The 18,841-nt window shown below is 73.3% G+C and carries 17 protein-coding genes and 1 other RNA gene; 3 read left to right on the plus strand and 15 right to left on the minus strand.

The window, feature by feature from the left end:
• Nucleotides 1–83: 83 nt before the first annotated feature.
• Nucleotides 84–497, minus strand: an RNA gene (gene rnpB / locus ACIBTV_RS28125) — RNase P RNA component class A.
• 349 nt (nucleotides 498–846) lie between these two features.
• Between rnpB and ACIBTV_RS28130 the strand changes: the two genes are divergently transcribed.
• Complete coding sequence (locus ACIBTV_RS28130; protein WP_396709672.1) at nucleotides 847–1,608, plus strand: sulfite exporter TauE/SafE family protein; 762 nt, start codon at nucleotides 847–849, stop codon at nucleotides 1,606–1,608.
• Nucleotides 1,609–1,666: 58 nt separating this feature from the next.
• Here the strand turns inward: ACIBTV_RS28130 and ACIBTV_RS28135 are convergent, their stop codons facing one another.
• Nucleotides 1,667–2,899 carry an MFS transporter gene (locus ACIBTV_RS28135; protein ID WP_396709674.1) on the minus strand — a complete coding sequence of 411 codons (1,233 nt, stop codon included), beginning with the start codon at nucleotides 2,897–2,899 and terminating at the stop codon, nucleotides 1,667–1,669.
• A gap of 54 nt (nucleotides 2,900–2,953) precedes the next feature.
• Between ACIBTV_RS28135 and ACIBTV_RS28140 the strand changes: the two genes are divergently transcribed.
• On the plus strand, nucleotides 2,954–3,412 hold the full coding sequence (locus ACIBTV_RS28140) for a MarR family winged helix-turn-helix transcriptional regulator (protein ID WP_396709676.1): 459 nt from the start codon (nucleotides 2,954–2,956) through the stop codon (nucleotides 3,410–3,412).
• A gap of 176 nt (nucleotides 3,413–3,588) precedes the next feature.
• On the opposite strand, the gene mctP is transcribed toward ACIBTV_RS28140, so the two are convergent.
• From mctP to ACIBTV_RS28185, 9 genes are all read right to left on the minus strand, one after another.
• Entirely contained in the window at nucleotides 3,589–5,238 is a 1,650-nt protein-coding gene (gene mctP / locus ACIBTV_RS28145) for a monocarboxylate uptake permease MctP (protein WP_396709678.1), read from the minus strand.
• A complete protein-coding gene (locus ACIBTV_RS28150; RefSeq protein ID WP_396709679.1) occupies nucleotides 5,238–5,480 on the minus strand; it encodes a DUF3311 domain-containing protein in 243 nt (80 codons plus the stop codon). Before ACIBTV_RS28150 ends, mctP begins: the two co-directional genes overlap by 1 nt.
• Nucleotides 5,481–5,711: 231 nt before the next feature.
• On the minus strand, nucleotides 5,712–8,168 hold the full coding sequence (locus ACIBTV_RS28155; RefSeq protein ID WP_396709681.1) for a M14 family zinc carboxypeptidase: 2,457 nt from the start codon (nucleotides 8,166–8,168) through the stop codon (nucleotides 5,712–5,714).
• Nucleotides 8,169–8,281: 113 nt separating this feature from the next.
• On the minus strand, nucleotides 8,282–8,362 hold the full coding sequence (locus ACIBTV_RS28160; protein WP_355149468.1) for a putative leader peptide: 81 nt from the start codon (nucleotides 8,360–8,362) through the stop codon (nucleotides 8,282–8,284).
• A 90-nt stretch (nucleotides 8,363–8,452) separates the two neighbouring features.
• Nucleotides 8,453–9,670, minus strand: coding sequence for a bifunctional RNase H/acid phosphatase (locus tag ACIBTV_RS28165; RefSeq protein ID WP_396709683.1), 1,218 nt, complete (start codon nucleotides 9,668–9,670; stop codon nucleotides 8,453–8,455).
• Between the two features lie 4 nt (nucleotides 9,671–9,674).
• Entirely contained in the window at nucleotides 9,675–10,412 is a 738-nt protein-coding gene (locus ACIBTV_RS28170; RefSeq protein ID WP_396709685.1) for a zinc ribbon domain-containing protein, read from the minus strand.
• On the minus strand, nucleotides 10,409–11,239 hold the full coding sequence (locus tag ACIBTV_RS28175) for a Nif3-like dinuclear metal center hexameric protein (protein WP_396709730.1): 831 nt from the start codon (nucleotides 11,237–11,239) through the stop codon (nucleotides 10,409–10,411). Before ACIBTV_RS28175 ends, ACIBTV_RS28170 begins: the two co-directional genes overlap by 4 nt.
• Nucleotides 11,240–11,369: 130 nt before the next feature.
• Complete coding sequence (locus ACIBTV_RS28180; RefSeq protein ID WP_396709687.1) at nucleotides 11,370–11,942, minus strand: flavoprotein; 573 nt, start codon at nucleotides 11,940–11,942, stop codon at nucleotides 11,370–11,372.
• Nucleotides 11,943–11,958: 16 nt separating this feature from the next.
• Nucleotides 11,959–13,188 carry a helix-turn-helix domain-containing protein gene (locus tag ACIBTV_RS28185; RefSeq protein ID WP_396709690.1) on the minus strand — a complete coding sequence of 410 codons (1,230 nt, stop codon included), beginning with the start codon at nucleotides 13,186–13,188 and terminating at the stop codon, nucleotides 11,959–11,961.
• Nucleotides 13,189–13,435: 247 nt separating this feature from the next.
• Between ACIBTV_RS28185 and ACIBTV_RS28190 the strand changes: the two genes are divergently transcribed.
• The gene (locus tag ACIBTV_RS28190; RefSeq protein ID WP_396709732.1) at nucleotides 13,436–14,107 is read left to right on the plus strand and encodes a bifunctional DNA primase/polymerase; all 672 of its coding nucleotides are present in this window, start codon (nucleotides 13,436–13,438) and stop codon (nucleotides 14,105–14,107) included.
• Nucleotides 14,108–14,665: 558 nt separating this feature from the next.
• Here ACIBTV_RS28190 and ACIBTV_RS28195 read toward each other — a convergent pair.
• Genes ACIBTV_RS28195 through ACIBTV_RS28210 form a run of 4 tightly spaced genes read right to left on the minus strand, consistent with a single transcriptional unit; the run spans nucleotide 14,666 to nucleotide 18,839 of the window.
• Nucleotides 14,666–15,388 (minus strand): FAD:protein FMN transferase, encoded by a 723-nt coding sequence (locus tag ACIBTV_RS28195; RefSeq protein WP_396709734.1) that lies wholly within the window; start codon nucleotides 15,386–15,388, stop codon nucleotides 14,666–14,668.
• Between the two features lie 49 nt (nucleotides 15,389–15,437).
• Nucleotides 15,438–16,028 (minus strand): FMN-binding protein, encoded by a 591-nt coding sequence (locus ACIBTV_RS28200; protein ID WP_396709692.1) that lies wholly within the window; start codon nucleotides 16,026–16,028, stop codon nucleotides 15,438–15,440.
• A gap of 22 nt (nucleotides 16,029–16,050) precedes the next feature.
• The gene (locus ACIBTV_RS28205) at nucleotides 16,051–17,463 is read right to left on the minus strand and encodes a ferric reductase-like transmembrane domain-containing protein (RefSeq protein ID WP_396709694.1); all 1,413 of its coding nucleotides are present in this window, start codon (nucleotides 17,461–17,463) and stop codon (nucleotides 16,051–16,053) included.
• Nucleotides 17,460–18,839, minus strand: coding sequence for a DUF1501 domain-containing protein (locus tag ACIBTV_RS28210; protein ID WP_396709696.1), 1,380 nt, complete (start codon nucleotides 18,837–18,839; stop codon nucleotides 17,460–17,462). Before ACIBTV_RS28210 ends, ACIBTV_RS28205 begins: the two co-directional genes overlap by 4 nt.
• Nucleotides 18,840–18,841 lie beyond the last annotated feature (2 nt).

Genomic DNA, 18,841 nt, shown 5'->3' on the forward strand with positions numbered 1-18,841 from the left:
CCAATGTTGACCATGAACAACCACCGACGCCTGGACATAGAACCAGCTCAGAGCCTTGATCGGGGCTCTGAGCTGGTGGGCGACGGACGAGTCGACCTGTACGCCGGATTCTGTGCGCGGCGCGCGCCCGTGGGCTCGCGCCGGCGGCGGCCATCCATCTCGGCCTACCGTTGCCGGCAGGCTCCAGCGGCCTACCCGCAGACATCGGACGGGCCGTCCTCAAGCGTCTGCGCGGGGCGTCGTCCTCGCGGTCGACAACCCTTCTTGGCCTTGCTCCGGGTGGGGTTTACCGAGCCACCCCGGTCACCCGGGGTGCTGGTGGGCTCTTACCCCACCGTTTCACCCTTACCGTCCCCGTTGGGGTCGGCGGTCTGTTTTCTGTGGCACTGTCCCGCGGGTCGCCCCGGGTTGCCGTTAACAACCACCCTGCCCTGTGGAGTCCGGACGTTCCTCGGCGGCGGGCCGGGGCCCGCCGACGCGACCGCCCGGTCGACTCGTCCGTCGCGCACTCATCCTAACGACGGCAGGGCGTCACCTATTGCCACCCCGCCCGCCGCACGATCGCGCCGCGCGGCACGAGCCCGCCGGGCCACCGGGCCGCCGGGCCCCCGGGCCGCCGGGCCCCCGGGCCGCCGGGCCCCCGGGCCGCCGGGCCGCCGGGCCGCCGGGCCGCCGCACGATCGCACCCGCGGCACGAGCCCGCCGGGCCGCCGCACGACCGCGCCGCCCGGCACGAGCCCGCCGGGTCGCCCTGAGCGACAGCCGCCGACGAGAGCCGCCGCATCGGCGATCGGCACGGTGACCGAGCGCGCGCGTCGATCGCTCGGGTACTAGCCTGCGGGGATCATGGATCTCACCTCCGCCGTGCTGCTGCTCGCCGCCGGCCTCGCCGCCGGCACGGTCAACGCGGTGGCCGGCGGTGGGTCGCTGATCACCTTCCCGGCCATGATCGCCGTCGGGCTGCCGCCGGTCGCGGCGAACGTCAGCAACTCGGTGGCGGTCTTTCCGGGGTACGCGGCCAGCGTCGCCGGGAGCCGGATGGACCTGCCCCGGGGGCGGTCGCTGGCCGCGCTGGTGCCGACCACGGTGCTCGGCACGATCGGCGGGGCGCTGCTGCTGCTCGCCACGCCGGCGCGCGCCTTCGAGGTGGCCGTACCGTTCCTGGTGCTCGGGGCCACGGCGGTGCTGGCCTTCCAGGACCCGCTGCGCCGCCTCGTCGGTCACCCCCGCGACCTCTCGCCGCGCCGCCGTACGGTCACGGTGCAGGCCATGGTCGCGCTCGGCGCGGTGTACGGCGGCTACTTCGGCGCGGCGCTCGGGGTGATGCTGGTCGCCGGTCTGGCGCTCGTCCTCGACGCGACGCTGGCCCGGGTGACCGCGATCAAGAACCTGTTGTCGGCGGTGGTGGGGCTGACCACGGTGGTGGTGTTCTCGCTGTTCGGGCCGGTGAACTGGGCTGCCGTGGCGGTGGTGGCGCCCGCGACGCTGCTCGGCGGTTATGTGGGCGCCCGGCTGGTCCGCCGGCTGCCGCCGGTGGTGCTCAAGACGCTGATCGTCGTCTTCGGCACGGTCATCGGCCTCTACCTGCTCTGGCGCGCCCTCGGCTGACGGCAACCGGCACCCGACGCCGACGGCAACCGCCACCCCGACGCCGCCCCACCGCCGCTCAGTACGCCTCGCCGACCGGCTCCTCCGGGGCGTGCTCGGCACCGGCGGCGGCGCGGTTCCAGCGGGACCACAGCACGCGTTCGCCGTAACCGGCGGCCATCAGGTGCGCGGAGGCGAGGTACACCAGCACGCCGACCGCGAGCACCGCGAAGCCGACCCAGAAGGGCAGCGCCAGCGAGTGCTCGGCGAGCTTGCCGGCGATGATCGGGGCCGGGGCGGCGGCACCCCAGCGGACCAGGTTGAACGCGCCGGTGGCGACGCGGCGGTCGCGGGAGCCGAGGCCGAGCGCCAGGTCGGTGAGGTTGGCGTTGGCCAGGCCCATGCAGAGCCCGGAGGCGACCAGCACGACCAGCGCCTCGGCGGTGCCGGTGGAGGTGGCGAAGAGGACCATGCAGATCAGCAGCCCGGCGATGGCGACGCCGACGGTCTGCACCGCGCCGATCCGGTGGGCGAGCCGGTGACCGATCACCAGGATGCCGGCGGCCAGGCCGAGGCCCCAGCCGGTGAACGCCAGGCCCAGCGGAACGACGTCCAGGTGCAGGAAGAGCGGCGTGTAGCCGAGGACGAGGAAGAAGACGAAGTTGTACGCCGCGGTCACCACGCAGAGCGCGATGAAGGCGGGCCGGCGGTAGGTGCCGAAGATCTTCCCGACGCGTACGGGGGCCTGTCGGTTGGTCGGTTCACGCAGCTTGCGGGCGGCCACCGCGAGGGCGAGCACCATGAAGACGCCGCAGACGAAGAAGGGCAGCCGCCAGGTGACCTGGCCGAGCAGACCGCCGATGAGCGGGCCGACCGCGAAGCCCAGACCGAGCGCGGTCTCGAAGAGCCCGACCGCCCACTCGCGGTCGACGGCCAGGTTGACCAGCACCACCATGGCGGTGGCGAAGAACATCGCGTTGCCGAGGCCCCAGACACCGCGCAGGACGCTGAGCTGGACGATGTTGTCGCTGAACGACGCGAGGATGGCGGCCAGCCCCACCACGGACACGCCGGTGACCAGCACCGGCTTGAACCCGAAGCGGCCGCTCGCGAGGGTCGCCGGGATCATGCCGACGGCCATCACCGCGATGTACGCGGTGAACAGCAACTCGACCTGCCACGCGGTGACCCCGATCGCCTCGCCGATGGCGGGCAGGATCGGGTCGACCACGGCGATGCCCGCGATGGCGAGGAAGGCCACCAGGGTGGTGGCGTAGATGGCACTGCGGTTCGGCTCGGAACGACGATCCACTCCGACTCCCCATTTAGCTGTATCCTACAGTTACTTATTCTGTATCATACAGCTATGAGCGATGACCACGAGCGCACCCTCGGCCGCATCGAGACCGAGGTGGCCCTGCTGATGCGCTTCGGCGAGGCCACCCGGCGGGCCACCGGCACCGCCGAGCACCGGGTGCTCGACCGGGCCGCGTACGTGATCCTGCGGCACCTGGACGACGCCGGCCCGCAGAACGTCTCCGCGCTCGCCGCCCGGCTCAACCTGGACGGCTCGACAGTGACCCGGCAGGTGTCCGCGCTCCAGCGCGACGGCCTCATCGTCCGCGCCCCCGACCCCACGGACGGTCGGGGCACCGTCATCTCCCCCACCCCGGCCGGCCTGCAACGGATGGCCGCCGTGCAGAGCGCCCGCACGCGGCTCTACGGCGACATGCTCGCCGACTGGAGCCCCGAGGACCGCGCCACGCTGGCCACCCTGCTGGGCCGCCTCAACCAGGCCCTGGTGTCGCGCAACCGTCGCCGCTGACCGCGCGCGACGTCGGCACAGGCCGGCCGACCGCGAGATCACGCAAGATCCTGGGTGTTGTGGCCTTCCGCGCGGTCCAACACCACTACAACAAGGATCGAGCACGATCTTGGCGGTGGCCCGGGCACGGATACGCCCGGGCGCCGAGCGGCGTCGGCACCCGGGCGTACCAGCGGTCAGGCCACCGGTTCGCGGGCCGAGTCGGCGTCGCGGTCGGTGCCCGGGGTGACCCTGGGGTCACCCTCGTCGGCGAAGTAGTCGTCCGGCTCGGTGCCGTCGACCCCGTCGTTCACCTTGCCGGCGCGCAGCACCAGCGTCAGCAGCGCCGCGACGGCCAGGTTGACCAGCACGGCCACGATGCCCACGTAGATCGTCTTCGGGGTGTCGAAGCCGAACTTCTCCAGCGGGAAGGCCGAGCCGCCGAAGTGCTTCCGGGTCGGGCTGGCGACCTGGTAGAGCATCCACATGCCGAGCCCCATGCCGGCCACCCAGCCCGCGATGAGCGCCCCCCGGTGGAACCATCGGGTGTAGAGGCCCAGGGCGACCGCCGGCAGCGTCTGGAGGATGATCACGCCGCCGATCAGCTGGAGGTCGATGGAGAACTGCGGGTCGAGGAAGACGATGCAGGCCACCGCGCCCACCTTGACCACCAGCGAGGTGATCTTCGAGACGTTCGCCTCCTGCGCCGGGGTGGCGTCGCGCCGCAGGTACTCCTTGTAGATGTTGCGGGTGAACAGGTTCGCCGCCGCGATCGACATGATGGCGGCGGGCACGAGCGCACCGATGCCGATGGCCGCGTACGCGACGCCGGCGAACCAGTCCGGGAACTGCTGGTCGAACAGCACCGGCACGACGGTGTTGCTGTCGACGGTGCCCTCCTTCGACCCGGGCAGCGGAGTCACCCCGGCGGCGATCGCCATGAACCCGAGCAGCGCGATCAGGCCGAGCAGCAGGCTGTACGCGGGCAGCGCGGACATGTTCCGCTTGATGACGTCCCGGTTCTTGCTGGCCAGCACGCCGGTGAGGCTGTGCGGGTAGAGGAAGAGCGCCAGCGCCGAGCCGAACGCCAGGGTGACGTACTGGAGCTGGTTGTTGGCGTTGAGCAGGATGCCGTCGTTCGGGCTGGGGGTGGCGTCGAACTTGGCGTCCGCCGCGTCGAAGATCTCGCCCCAGCCGCCCAGCTTGTAGGGCAGGTAGAAGACCGCCACCAGGATCACGACGTAGATGAGCGAGTCCTTGACGAACGCGATCAGCGCCGGCGCCCGCAGCCCCGACTGGTAGGTGTAGGCGGCCAGGATCGCGAACGCCACGATGATCGGCAGGTGTCGGGCGAGCGTGCTGTCGCCGGTCACCCCCATGGTCTTGAGGACCGCCTCGATGCCGACGAGTTGCAGCGCGATGTACGGCATGGTGGCCACGATGCCGGTGATCGCGATGAGCAGCGCCAGCACCGGCGAGTCGAACCGCTTGCGGACGAAGTCCGCCGGGGTGACGAAGCCGTGCCGGTGCGAGACCGACCAGAGCCGCACCAGCACCAGGAACACCAGCGGGTAGATGACGATGGTGTACGGCACGGCGAAGAAGCCGGCCGCGCCCGCCCCGAACATCAGCGCCGGCACCGCCACGAAGGTGTACGCGGTGTAGAGGTCACCGCCGACGAGGAACCAGGTGATCCAGCCGCCGAAGCTGCGTCCGCCCAGGCCCCACTCGTCCAGGTGGGCCATGTCCTTCGGGGCCCGCCAGCGGGCGGCCACGAAGCCCATCGCGCTGACCAGCAGGAGGAGCAGGCTGAAGACGATGATCTCGGTGAGGTGGTCGCGCCACATCAGCGGTCACCCCGCTTCTTCGTCAGCTGGTACACCACGGTCGTGGTGGTGACGCCCAGGATGATGAAGGCCAGCTGGAGCCAGTAGAAGCGCGGGAAGCCGAACAGGCGGGGCGAGTCCGCGTTGAAGAAGGCCGGGACCAGGGGCACCACGATCGGGATGAAGAGCAACCAGTTCCAGGGGCTGTGGTCCTTCGCCCTGGACGACGCCGTGGGTGGCGCCTCCGGTTCGGGTGCAGCCATGTGACACACCTCCGGGATGGGGAAACGCGCGTTGTGACGGCCGGAGGCTACGACCATGTGACCGCTGTCACGCCGGATCGCCCGACGCCGCTGCGCCGAACGGCCGACGATCTGCGCCGAACGGTGAGCCGAGCGCGCCCTTCGACCCGACCCCGGCGCGGCAACGGGCCCGGGCGCGTGTCGCACCCGGGCCCGTCATCGGCTCAGCGCTGGGCGGTCAGCCCCGCGCGGTCACCGCTCGGCCGTCCACAGCAGAGCGCGGCCGAGCTGCGCCTGGAGACCCTTCGGGTGCAGGCGGAACGTCGGGTCGGTGCCGAACAGCACGACACCGCTGCCGCCGGCGGACACACCCCGGACGATGCTGGCCTGGCCGGCCGCCGCGCCTTGCCCACCGGCGCCGCCGACCGCCCACCAGCCGGACAGCAGCGGGTCCGCCGCGTACGACTGCTCGACGGCGACGCCCGCACCCAGGTTCGTGAACCAGACCGGCTGGCTGATGAACGCGTGGGCCGCCGCGCTGGTGCTGACCGGTCCGCCGGCGTTGACCACGTTGGCCACCCCGCTGGCCAGGCTCGGGCCCGCCGTGGCGGTCACCGACAGCAGCCCGGACGCGTTGCTGAACCCGGCACCGGGCGTGCCCAGGCCGACCACACCGCCGCCACGGGCGAGGAAGGCGTCCAGTGCGGCCCGGTTCTCCGGCGTCAGGTTCGCGAGGGTGACGGTGCCCGCCACGAGGAGCACGTCCACGTCGGCGGTCAGCGTCGTGCTGAGCGTGGCGGCGGTCAGGGCCCGGGCCTCGAAGCCGAGGTCGGCCAGGGTGTCCCGCTCCTCCACCGTGCCGAGGTAGCCGACGACCACCCGGTCCAGCCGGACCCCGCTCCACAGGGCCGGCGCGCGCTCGAAGGTCACCCCGTTGGCGCGGACCTCGGCCCGGGCCAGCCTGCGGTTGGTCGGCGTGCCGGGGACGACCACCGACCCGTCGGCGAGGCGGTGGACCGCGACGCCCTTGGCCAGCAGCGAGTTGACCGTCAGCAGGTCGGCGGCGTCGCGCGGGTCGAGGCGCAGGTCGCCGTTGCCGGGTGGCAGGTCACCGCCGGCCTGCCCGTCGTACGTCCGCTCCAGCCGCACGCGGGGCAGCTCGTCCCAGAGGGTGTCCACGGTGGCGCCCCAGGTCAGTTCCTGGCTCCAGGCAGCCGGCCCGGCGTACAGGTCGTCCACCCGCTCGGTGATGTCGATACCCGGCTCCAGCAGCGAGTTGACCAGGCCCCGCTTGGGTTGGTGCAGATCGACGACGTACGAGCCGGTGTCGTAGCGCCGGCCGTCGGCGGTGAACGGCTTCGTCGCCCGCCACACCCGGCCGCCACTACCGATCAGCAGGTCCACCAGGCGTGCCGCGGCCGGCTCGGAGCGCTGCCCGGCACCGGTGGGGATGACGTACGCCCGGGGGAACGTGGTGCGGTAGTCGTCCTCCGGGCCCCAGCCCGGCACGTAGCCGTCGGGGATGTCACGCAGCGGCTCGCCGGCCCAGCCGCGCCGGTAGACCTCGGCCTGGTCGTGCAGCACCTCGGCGCGGTGCTCCTGGATGTACCGCAGCGACGTCCGGATGGCCACCTCGTGCACGTCGGTGTTGATGCCGGACCGACGCACCCGCTCCTCCGGCGTGAGGTTGCCGCCGCGCGGGTTCAGCGGCGCCTCGATGGTGTAGGGAATGCTGCTCTGGAGCATCGCGAACGACGGCACGTAGATCGGCGGGAAGTCGTCCCACACCCCCGGCTCGTCGTCCCGGAACGGGATGCGGGCCCGCTGCGTCTCGGGATACCCGAGGTCGCGCAGCCCCGCCTCGATCGCCAGCGCGTTCGGCAGACCGTGCTTGATGTACAGGTCGTACTCGTTGTTGACGTTGTGCGGCGGGGTGCTGGGGTGCAGCAGCGTCGGGCTGACGTAGCCGTGCAGGTCCAGCGTGATGATCGGCTTGGTGTCGACGATGAGCTCGCGGATCAGGTTGGTCTCCGGCTGCGACACGATCGTCAGGTCACGGTTCAGGTCGTAGCCGGCGGCGTTGGCCCGGGTGCCCGCCACCCGCCCGTCCGGGTTGGACGTGATGTTGAAGACGAGACGGTTGCGCCTCAGCAGCTGGGCCGTCTCGGCGCTGGTGTCGGTGGCCAGTTGCTCGATCACCCGCAGGGCCGCGTCGGTGCCCTCCCACTCGTTGCCGTGGATGTTGGCGTTGACGAACAGCGGGGTCTTGTAGCCGGCGAGCAGCGCCTGGTCTCGCTGGGCGCGGACCGGCTCGTCCTCGATCTCGCGCTTCCAGATCTCCTGCTGCCGGGCCTGCGCGCGGGTCTCCGGCGCGGTCACCGTGACCGCGTACAGGTCGTAGCCACCGGCGGATCTTCCGGCCACCCGGGCGGAGACCCGGTCACTGGCGGCCTGGAGGGAGTTCAGCTTCGGCGCGATGTCGTCGTATGCGATGACGCCGATCGGGATGGAGGCGTCCGCCGGGTTGTCCGGCCAGACCGGCAGGACGCTGCGCTGGGGGAAGCCGCGAATGTCGGACAGGTCGGGAGCGGTCGGCGGCACCGTCGGCAGGGCCGACGCGGCGGCCGGCGCGGTCAGCGCCGCCGTCGCGAGCACCGTCGCGGTCACCGCGGTCGCGGTGAGCCGGGTGAGGGTTCTACGGACGAACAAGGACACGTCTCCTGTCACGAGGAGGAGTGCGCGCAGGCGGACGCGCCGCAGGGCCGGAGACCTGCGGAATCGGGGTTACGCCAGCAGCGTGCGAGGAGGAGGGGAACCCGGCGTCAGAGGGAGCGTCGACAGGCGGCGCTGGCGACGCGCAGGAGGTCGATGTGACCCCGCTTCGTCAGGTGAACGCTTCGCACGAGACCGATCCTCGATCGACGCTCACCACACTGTCAACGGAATCCCAGATCGTCCGACGTGGCGGTCGCCACCCGTCGGAGGGGTTGACGTCAGCCGATGTCGGCCAGGTGGGCCGTCTCGTTGACCGAGCGGACGGCAACCCCGCCGTCCGGCCACAGGTCCACCACGGAGATGCCGGCGGCGTCGAGGTAGAGCCGGTGCAGGAAGGCGTCGTCCGCCGCGAGGGCGTCACGCAGCACCAGCTTGATCGGCGAGACGTGCGAGACCACCACGACGGTCTCCCGGGCGTACGCCTCACGGAGCGCCGCCACCGCCCGGCTCGCGCGCTCGGCGACCTCGGCGAACGACTCCCCGTCCGGCGGGGCCACCCGGGTCGAGGCGAGCCAGGCGTCCAACTCACCCGGCCAGCCCTCGCGCACCTCGGCGAAGGTCCGCCCCTCCCAGGCGCCGAAGTCGCACTCGATGAGGTTCTCGTCGCGGCGCACCGGCACGCCACCGAGGGCGGCGGAGATCGCCTCGGCGGTCCGCGTACACCGGGAGAGCGGTGAGCTGACCACGGCCGCGGCGCCCGGCGCGAGCGCGGCCACCCGGGACGCCGTGGCCTTGACCTGCTCCCGGCCGCGGGCGGAGAGCGCGACGTCGCCGCGGCCGGAGTAGCGGCCCTGCTCGGTGTACTCGGTCTCGCCGTGCCGCACCAGGATCAGCCGGGTGGCGGTGAAGCTGGGCCGCGGCTCCCACGAGGCGGGGGTGGTCGTCGCGTCGCCGCCGGTGTCGCGCGCGGTGGCGGCCCGGTCGGCGACCGTCCGTGCGGTGGCCCGGTCCGCCGGATCGACGCCGACCTCGCGCGGCGGCTCGACGATCCGGGGCGCGTCGACCACCGGCGCGGCCGGCGCGGACGCGGCCCCGTCCATCGCGGCGTTGGCGAGCGCGTCCGCGTGCCGGTTGCGCTCCCGGGGGATCCACCCGAAGCGGACCGCATCGAACCGGGTCACCAGGTCGGCGGCCCGCGCGGCGAGCGGACGCAGACCGGCGTTCTTGATCTGCCAGCGGCCGCACATCTGCTCGACGACCAGCTTCGAGTCCATCCGGACGTCGACCTCGGCGGCGCCCAGCTCGGCGGCGGCCTCCAGGCCGGCGATCAGGCCGCGGTACTCGGCCACGTTGTTGGTGGTCACTCCGATCGACTCGAACCGCTCGGCGAGCACCTCGCCGCTGTCCGGGTCGCGGACCACGGCGCCGTAGCCGGCCGGGCCGGGGTTGCCCCGCGACCCGCCGTCGGCCTCGACGAGGACCACCCGTGGCGCCATCGGTCTACAGGCCCGACTCGTTGGTCCGGACCATGATCCGTCGGCAGTCCTCGCAGCGGACCACGTCGTCCGGGGCCGCCTTGCGGATCCGGGCCAGGTCGGCGCCGGAGAGCTCCAGCCGGCAGCCCCCGCAGCGGCCCGCCGTGAGCAGCGCCGCACCGAGGCCGGTGTCCTCCCGGATCCGGTCGTAGAGCGTCACCAGGTCGGACGGGAGGTCGGCGGCGAGCGGCTGACGCGAGGCCCGCTTGAACTCCTCCTCCTTGGCGATCTCGGCGAGGCTGTCGTCCCGGCGCTGCTCCGTGGCGGCGCGCTTGTCCCGGGTCTCGGCCAGCCGCCGCTCCACCCCGTCGAGGACGCCCTGCGCGGTCTCCCGCTGCTCCATCAACTCCAGCTCGGCGTCCTCCAGGTCGCTCTGCCGCCGGTTCAGCGACGCCAGCTCGTGCTGGAGCGCCTCCAGCTCGCGGGCGGGGCCGGTGCCGGCGGCGAGCCGAGCCTCGTCCTTCTCCTTGCGGGCCCGGACCTGCTCGACGTCCTTCTCCATCCGGGCGATGTCCCGGTCCAGGTCGTCCACCGCCACCTGGGCGCGGACCCGCTCGTCCTCCAGCGCCGACAGCTCCCGGGCCAGGGCGTCCAGCTCGGCGCGCTCCGGCAGGGAGCGACGGCGGTGGGCGAGCTGGGCGAGGGCGGTGTCGATCGCCTGGAGGTCGAGCAGGCGGCGCTGGACCTGGGGGTCAGCCTTCACGGTCGGGGCTCCTTGTCGTCCACCGCGGGAGTGGCGGCGTGTACGGTCCACGGGTCGGTGTCCAGGTCGGACACCAGGGTCTCGACGCCCGGCGCGTCCCGCAGGAGCGCGGCCAGGTCGTCCAACCAGGGTCGCTCGGTCGCCCAGTGGGCGGCGTCGAGCAGGGCGGGCCCGTCGGCGGCGAGGTGCTCGCCGGCGGGGTGGTGCCGCAGGTCGGCGGTGAGGTACGCGTCCACCCCGGCGGCGGTCGCGTCGGCCAGGAAGGCGTCGCCCGAGCCGCCGCTGACCGCGAGCGTACGCACCGTACGCCCCGGGTCGCCGGCCGCGCGAACGCCCCACGACGTGGCGGGCAGCACGGCGGCGGCGTGCCGGGCCAGCTCGGCGAGGGTCATCGGCCGGGGCAGCTCGCCGACCCGGCCGATGCCCCGGCCCGGCCCGTGGGCGGGCGCACCCGGCGCGGCCGGGTGCAGCGGACGCAGCCCGGTCAGCCCGAACCGGGCGGCGAGGGCGTCGGAGACACCGGGGGCGGCCACGTCGGCGTTGGTGTGCGCCACGTAGAGCGCCACCCCGGCCCGGATCAGCTGGTGGATGATCCGCCCCTTGTACGTGGTCGGGGCGACCGAGGACACCCCACGCAGCAGCAGCGGGTGGTGGGCGACGATCATGTCCACACCGGCGGCGAGCGCCTCGGCGACCGTCTCCGGCACCACGTCGACCACGCACAGAACCCGACGCACCGGGGCGGACGGCTCACCGAGCACCAGACCGACCCGGTCCCAGTCCTCGGCCCAGGCCGGCGGGTAGCGCCGCTCCAGCTCGGCGACCACGTCGGTCACCGTCGGCCCGGATCCGGTTGTGCTCACGGCGGGCCAGCTTACCGGCGTACGCGGTGAAGGGCCGCCTCCCCCGCCGGACCGGCCCGGAACGACGCGGCCCGGACCGGGACGGGCGGTGGGCTCAGACCAACGGGCAGACGCGACGGCGGAGCGCGGTCAGGCCGATTCCCCACGGGAAGGCGTGCAGGTGACGCTCACCCGTGCCGGGCGCGTGCAGCGGGAAGACGTGGTCGCCGAAGAGCACCGTCACCCCCCACTCGTCCAGCCGGGCGAGGCCGGCCCGGAACGCCGGGTGGGTGGCCATCGCGGCGTTCGTGAACGGCACCGCCGCGATCGGGACACCCATCCCCTGGGCCTCCACGAGCAGCCCAAGGGCGAGCGTGTCGGTGATCCCGGCGGCCCACTTGTTGACCGTGTTGACCGTGGCCGGGCAGACGATCATGGCGTCGGCCGGCGGCAACAGGTCCGGGTCACCCGGCTGTTTGTAGTGCGTCCGCACCGGGTGACCGGTCTGACGGGCCAGCGCCGGGGCGTCGACGAACTTCGCGCCGTCCGGCGTGGTGATCACGCACACGTCCCAGCCGTCCTGCTGGGCCAGGTCGACGAGCCGACCGACGTGTCGGGCCAGCGGCGAGCCGCAGGCGATGACGTAGAGCACCTCACGGCGCCCGTTGCTGGACCGCGGGCCGGCCATCAGGCCGACTCCGCGCTCATACCCCTACTCCCATGTGCTCAGCCAACTCCGCAATCGGAGAAGGCGGCGCACCACGTGTGCGACGGAGGACATCGGACATCACCTCGTGCGCGATCGGCCGGCACCGGATCTCCGACGGCGCCAGCCGGTCACCGAGCAGCAGCATCTCGCCGGCGTTGGCGACGTCGCCGATCTGGGCGTAGCCGCGCGCCACGTCGAGCAGGTGGTGCGCCCGACGCTCGGGCAGCAGCGCGTTGAACGCCGGCTCCTGGATCTTGAGCCGGTGCACCTCCACCGCCCGGCCCCCGTCACCCAGCTCGACGGCCGCCGCGGCCCGGTGCAGTTCGAGGTTGGTCGGCCCGAACGAGGTCCAGTAGTGGTTCTGGTCGCCGCCCAGCAGGGTGGCCGCCTCCTGGGCGCCGCTGATCAGGTCGTCGACGGTGGCGGTGTCGCCGATCCGCGCGGCGGCCATCGCACCCTGCAGCAGCAGCATGCCGTAGACCGACAGCCGGGCCGGGGACGCGTCGTTGCCGCCCCCGGGCGCGAGCCGGTTGGCGATCGTGACATTGAGCTCCAGCGCCGGACGGGCCCGACCCATCGCGACGAGGGCGTTGCAGACCCGGGTGGTGGCGATACCGGCCAGCAGCGGATCGTCGGCCCGCTGGGCGACCGCCATCGAGCGGTCGGCGGCCAGCCAGGCCAGCTCGCACTCGCCGAGCTTGCGCAGCACCGACGACGCGATCTGATAGACCTGCCCGAGCAGGTGAGCGGCCTCCCGGGCGTCGTCGCCGCCGTAGCCGGCGTCGGCGGCCTGGGCGTCGCGCAGCAGCTTCGGCAGGGCCCGCGTCAGCATCCCGTAGCGGCCGTACTGGTAGGTGAGCCAGGCGTGGTTGACGGCCTTGCGCATGTCGGCCAGCGGCGGCGGCTGCGGCGCGGCGTGGAAGTACGCGCTCATCGAGTCGTACCGCTCCAGGGCTGCCCGGATCTCCTCGACCTCGACCTGGTCGATGCAGTTCATCGCGTCGGTGCGCCGCTCCGGGTCCTTGCCGAGCAGCAGCTGCACGTCGACCTGGAGGATGTCGGCGATCTCGTAGAGCACCGAGAACTTGTCCAGCCGGCGCACCCCGCGCTCGACCTTGTCCACCCAGCTCTTCGACTTGCCCAGCCGGTCCGCGAAGACCTGCTGCGACATCTTGCGCCGCCCCCGCCAGTAGGCGACCCGCCGACCTATGGGTAGCTCGTCCATCTCCCCATCCCTCCCCTGTTCGAGGCCCAGGCGATGACCGGATGACTTCCTCGCGGTTGCGGTCGCGCGGTACGTCTCAGGTTTTCGCTGGTCGCACAGCCAGTGCGTCAGCCGTACAGCCAGTCCTCATAGTTTTCGTGCAAGTTGCATCAGCCGTTCGTCAACTCAACGATCGCGGGTTACGGCAGTGACGGTGCTCGACGTAAGACCCGGTGGCCGCCGGGCCCGACGAGGGGAGATGGCAATCATGTGGGGGAATGTCGGCCCGCGGGTCGCGCAACTGTCGCCACTGGAACGGGTCCGGCTGCGCCGGGTCGCGGTGCGCTACGCGGCGCACGGCTGGGAGGTGACCCCGGGCGCGTGCCTCGCGCGCAGCCGCTTCGTCTGCGGTCGCGCCGGCTGTCCCACCGTCGGCTGCCACCCGGCGCTGGAGAACTGGGAACACGCCGCCACCACCGACCCGGCCCGGGTGGCGACCTGGTGGCGCACCCGACCGCACGGCGTACTGCTGCCGACCGGCCGCGCGTTCGACGTGCTGGAGGTGGCCGCCCACCTCGGCCGCCGGGTCCTCGACGCGGTGCAGGTCCACCCCGCCGGCGGCGGCGTACGCGGGCCCGTGCTGGTGACCCCGACCGGGCGGTGGATGTTCCTGGTCCGCCCCGGCGACCCGCTACGGCCGGAGTTGGAACACTGCTTCCACGTGGTCCGGCACGGGCCCGGCTCGTGGATCCCCGCGCCGCCCACCCGGCTGCCCGAGGGCCTCGTCCGCTGGGCGGTGGCTCCCGAACAGGCCCGGTGGCAACTACCCGACTCCTACCTGGTGCAGAACACGCTGATCGACGCGCTGCGGGCCACCGGAGTCACGTTCACCTCCGACCTGCTCCCCGGCCACCTCCCACTCCCCCGCCGCGGCCTCTGACCCCACCCCCGGTCGAGGCGACAGCTTTGGGGGAAGTTGCTGCCTCCCCAGCCGGCGGAGGCGACAACTCCCGGGACGTTGCGCGATCTCTCCCACGGCGACAGGCAGCGCGCCGGCCGCCGCGTCGGCGCTCGGGGCGCGTCCCCCCACCGGGCGGCCCGTCGGCAGCGTCGCCGGGGCGCCTCTCCTCGTTGAGCAGAGCGACGGGGCGAACGCGCCCCGGGAGCGGGGAAATGATGTCCACCGACGACACCACACCGCAGACCGGCGGCAGTGAGCCGCCGTACCGCTACCGTCCACGGCGCCGCTGGGCCGGCACGCGTCCCGCGGGCTCCCGCCCCGGCCGACCCAGACCGACCGGCACCCGCCCGGCCAACACCCACCGCCCCATCCGCTGACCACACCCACCGAACCTCCCCACCCCCACCGCGCTGACCACCGCCCGCGATCTTGCAGATCGCGCCCCCGGCATACCTGACATACCGGGCGCCCCACGGGCCGAACGTGCAAGACCACGGGGAGACGCGGCGGGGGTGGGAGCGCGGCGGGTGGCGGGGGTCAGGTGGTAACGGGGAGGTTGGTGGAGTGCAGGAGGCGGCCGTCGTCGGTGACGATCGCGTGGGTGTGGCCGGGTAGCCGGTCCAGCCAGCCGATGCCGGCCACGCCCATGGCCACCGCCGCGGTGGCGTACGCGTCGGCCAGCCCGAGGTCCGGGCCGACCACGGTGACCGACCGCAGCCCGACCGCCGGGGTGCCCCGTCGCGGGTCGAGGACGTGGGGGCCGCGTTCGTAGACGCCCGAGGTGGCGACGGCCAGGTCGGTGCCGCTCAGCACCAGGCAGGTCGCCATCGGGTCCCACGGGTGCCGGACCCCGATCCGCCACGGCCGCCCGGCCGCGGAGTGGCCCCGGGTGCGGACGTCCCCACCGGCGTTGACGCAGTGGTTGAGGGCACCGGCCGCCACCAACCGGTCCGACGCGACCTGGGCCGCCCAGCCCTTCACGTAGCCGGAGGGGTCGAGTTCGCCGGTCGCGTACGCGTCGAAGAAGCCGTCGGTGCTCCCCCACAGCTCGGCGCAGGTCGCCAGCACCGCCCGCAGGTCGGCGGACGCCTCGGAGAGCAGCAGCTCGCCCCGGACGAAGCGGCGCACCTCGCTGTCGGCCCGGTACGTGCTGAACCGGGCGTCCACCTCGCGCATCCAGCCGAAGACGTCGTCGGCCAGCCCGTTCAGGGTCGCGGCGGGCAGGTCGTCGGCGAGGTCCAGGCTGATGGCCGTACCCATGATCTGTTCGGCCCGGCGCAGACCGGGCCGGGTCAGCGGCGCCGTCACGTCAGCGGGCCTGGTCGATCGCGGCCTGCAGCGACCGTTGGTACGCCGCGCTCGTCGCGGTGGCGCCGGAGACGGTGTCCAGGTCGGCGCTCTGCCGCTGCACCACCTGGCCGGACGTGCCGCTGTAGGCGGCGTCGACCCGATCGCTGCGCTGCGTCGACTGGCCGCCGTCGGGCAGCTCCAGGGCCACCGCCTTCGTGATCCGGGTGCCGGAGACGGTGATCTGCACCTGGACGTTGCCGTACTCGTTGGTCACCACCGGCCCGGTGACCGTGCGGGTGGCGCTCGTGGTCCGCGGTGCGGCGGTGGTGCGGCGCGGCGCCGCGGTGGTCGGTCGGGTGCTGGTGCCGCCGTCGCGCGCCCCCGGGGTGCGGGTGGGGGTGGCGCTGCGGCCGGGGCGCGGGGAGGCGGGCGCGCCGGACGCCGCCGGCCCGGGAGCGGCGTCCGGCGTGACCGGCTCCCCGGGGAGCGCGGACGCCGGACCGGCCGGTACGGCCTGGGCGGTCTGGGTGGCGCCCGGTGGGCCCTTGAGCACGACCAGCGCGGTGGTGCTGGCGGCCAGGCCGGTGATCGCGAGGAGCGCGCGACGCATGGGTGGTGCCTCTCTCCGACGGCTACAGCTCGAACGTGGCCAGGTGGATCTGGCGGCGCGGCACGCCGGCGCGGCGCAGGGCGCGCACCGACTCCTCGACCAGCCCGGGTGGTCCGCACAGGTAGACGTCCCGGCGGAGGAGGTCGGGCACCAGGTGGCGCAGCCCGTCCGGGCTCATCACCTGCCGGGGGCCGGGGTCGTCGCGGCGGCCGATCACGTACCAGATCGACGTCTGCCGGGCCTGGGCGAGCCAGTCCAGCTCGTGGTGCAGCAGCACGTCGGCGGGGGTGCGGGCCCGGTAGATGAGCGCGGCGCCCGGCGGCAGCTCCTCCAGCATCGCCCGCAGCGGGGCGATGCCGCTGCCGCCGGCGATCAGCAGTGCCCGCTCCCGGGTGCGGTGCGCGGCCGTGAACGTGCCCGACGGGCCTTCGGCCCAGACCAGCGTGCCGGGGTCGAGGTCGCGCAGGTCGGCGGTGTGCGAGCCGACCACCTTGACGGTCAGCCGCAGCCAGCGGCCGTTGCCGGCGGCGGAGAGCGAGAACGGGTGCGACTGCCACCAGCAGCCCCGGGTGAGGAACCGCCAGCGGAGGTACTGCCCGCCGAGCAGGTCGGCCTGGTTGAGCCGTCGGCCGGTCAGGTAGATCGAGATGGTGTCGGGCGTCTCGGCGACCACGTCGGCCACCCGCAGCCGGTGCCGCAGGTTGAACCGCAGCGGGGCCACCAGCCGGCCCCACACCAGGGCGGCGAGCACCAGCAGGTACGCGGCGATCCAGCCGGTGCGTACCGGGCCCGGCGGGAAGAGCTGGGCGCCGTTGCTGAACTGGTGGGCGAAGCCGAGCAGCAGGGCCGCGTACGCGGTGAGGTGCAGGTGGTACCAGAGCTCGTACGGCAACAGGGTGCGGATCGCCCGGACACCGGTGAACCCGACCGTCACCAGGATGCCGGCGGCGGCGAACGCGGAGACCATGTCCTCGTAGTCGCGCAGCAGCACCCCGACCTGGCCGGGGACGGAGTTGCCCTCCACGTCGGCGTAGGCGACCACGATGAGGGCGGCGTGGGCGAGCACCGCGACGAGCAGCGTGGCGCCGAGATCCCGGTGGAGGCGGGAGGTCCGCTCGCCGCCCACCCACCGTTCCAACGCGCCGAGTCGGCTCATCATCAGCACCTGCACGAGCAGCAGGTAGCCGGCGACCAGTCCGGTGATCCGCCCGGCCGCGGTGAGGACGTCGGCGGTGGTGGCGAAGGAGCCGGCCGGGGTGTCCAGCCACCAGGGCAGCACGGCGGCCACCAGGCCCGCCCAGAAGAGGACGGCGAGCGTACGGCGGCCGCCGGCGCCGCGCCGCGGTACCGCCGGCGGTGGAGGGGACGGCCGGCCGCCGGTCCGGGGGTAGGTCCCGGTGTGGCGGCCGGCCGCGTATGTGTCCTGGTACGTCACGCGTACAGCTTCATCGGGGTGTACTTCTGCCGGGGGAAGATCTTGTCCACCTCCGCGTTGGTGAGCCCGAAGCGGCCCTGCGCGACGGCTCCGTAGACGTTGAACATGTTGTTGTACTCAGGTACGTCGCCGGAGTCCAGGTCGTTCAATCCGTTCCAGGTGCCGAGCAGCGAGCCGGCCAGTTTGCGCCCGGAGAGCAGGGTGACGACACCACCGTGGCCGTGGTCGGTGCCGCCGCTGTTGGAGGCGACCCGCCGGCCGAACTCGCTGGAGACCATGATGGTCACGTCGGCGGCCTGCGGCCCGAGGTCGGTGAAGAACGCGGCCATCGCCTTGGCCAGCTCGTTCAGTCGCCGGTGGAGCTGACCGCCGGAGCGGGTGCCCTGGTTCTCGTGCGTGTCGTAGCCGCCCATGCCGACGGTCGCGACGCGTACGTTGGCCCCACCCTTGATCAGCTGGGCGAGCTGCTGGAAGGCGTAGCCGACGCCCTCGTACGTGACGCCCTCGGCCGGCTGGTACGGCTTCGCGGCGAGGCTCTGCGCGGTGGCGAGCGCCCCCAGGCCGGTCTGCACGGCCTCCTCGACGGGGTGGTTGATGCCGGTGAAGAGCCCCCGGATTGCCTTCTCGGTGGCGGCCCGGAAGCGGTCGCCGCCGTTGAGCCGCAGCGACCCGACGCTGTTCAGCGACAACGCGCCGTTGTTGCCGACCAGCGACCGGGGCAGGGTGCTGCCGATGCCGACGCTGCGGAACGCGGTGCCCTTGCCGAGCGCGTCGACGAGGCTGTCCAGCCAGCCCCGCCCGCCGGTCTCGTTCGGCAGCCCGCCGAGGTTGCAGGCGTCGGCGGCCTGGAAGTGGCTGCGGGACAGCCGCTCGTCGGAGACGGCCGGGATGAATCCGAGCTGCCCGGCCTTGAGCCACTGCTCCAGCGGCTTGAACGCGCTGGTCAGCTTGAACCCGCGGCCGAGAGCCAGGGAGTCCTCGCCGAGCAGCAGGTCGGGTCGGGCCTTCGTGAGCACCGGGTCGTCGGCCGGCGCGACCAGGCTCAGCCCGTCCAGGCCGCCGTAGAGGAAGACGTGGATCAGGGTGCCGGTCTTCGTGGCGGCGAAGGACGCCGAGGTGGTGACGAACTGGGCGGTGGCGAGGGCGGTGGCGGTGGCGGCCGCACCGGCGACGAAGGTACGCCGGGTGACCCCCCGCCCGTCCTGCTGCGCCTCCTCCAGCTCCTCCAGGCGGCGGTAGCGGTCGGCCTCGGCGGCGTTCTCGGCGGCCACGATGTCGGCCTCGGCCCGCAGCAGGGCGTCCGCGGGGTCGTCGGCCAGCCGCCGCAGGTCCGGGCAGTCGGGGTGCAGGGGGTAGCTGTGCACAGTCTTCTCCATCG

Source organism: Micromonospora sp. NPDC049366, from assembly GCF_044466625.1.
Lineage (GTDB): Bacteria > Actinomycetota > Actinomycetes > Mycobacteriales > Micromonosporaceae > Micromonospora.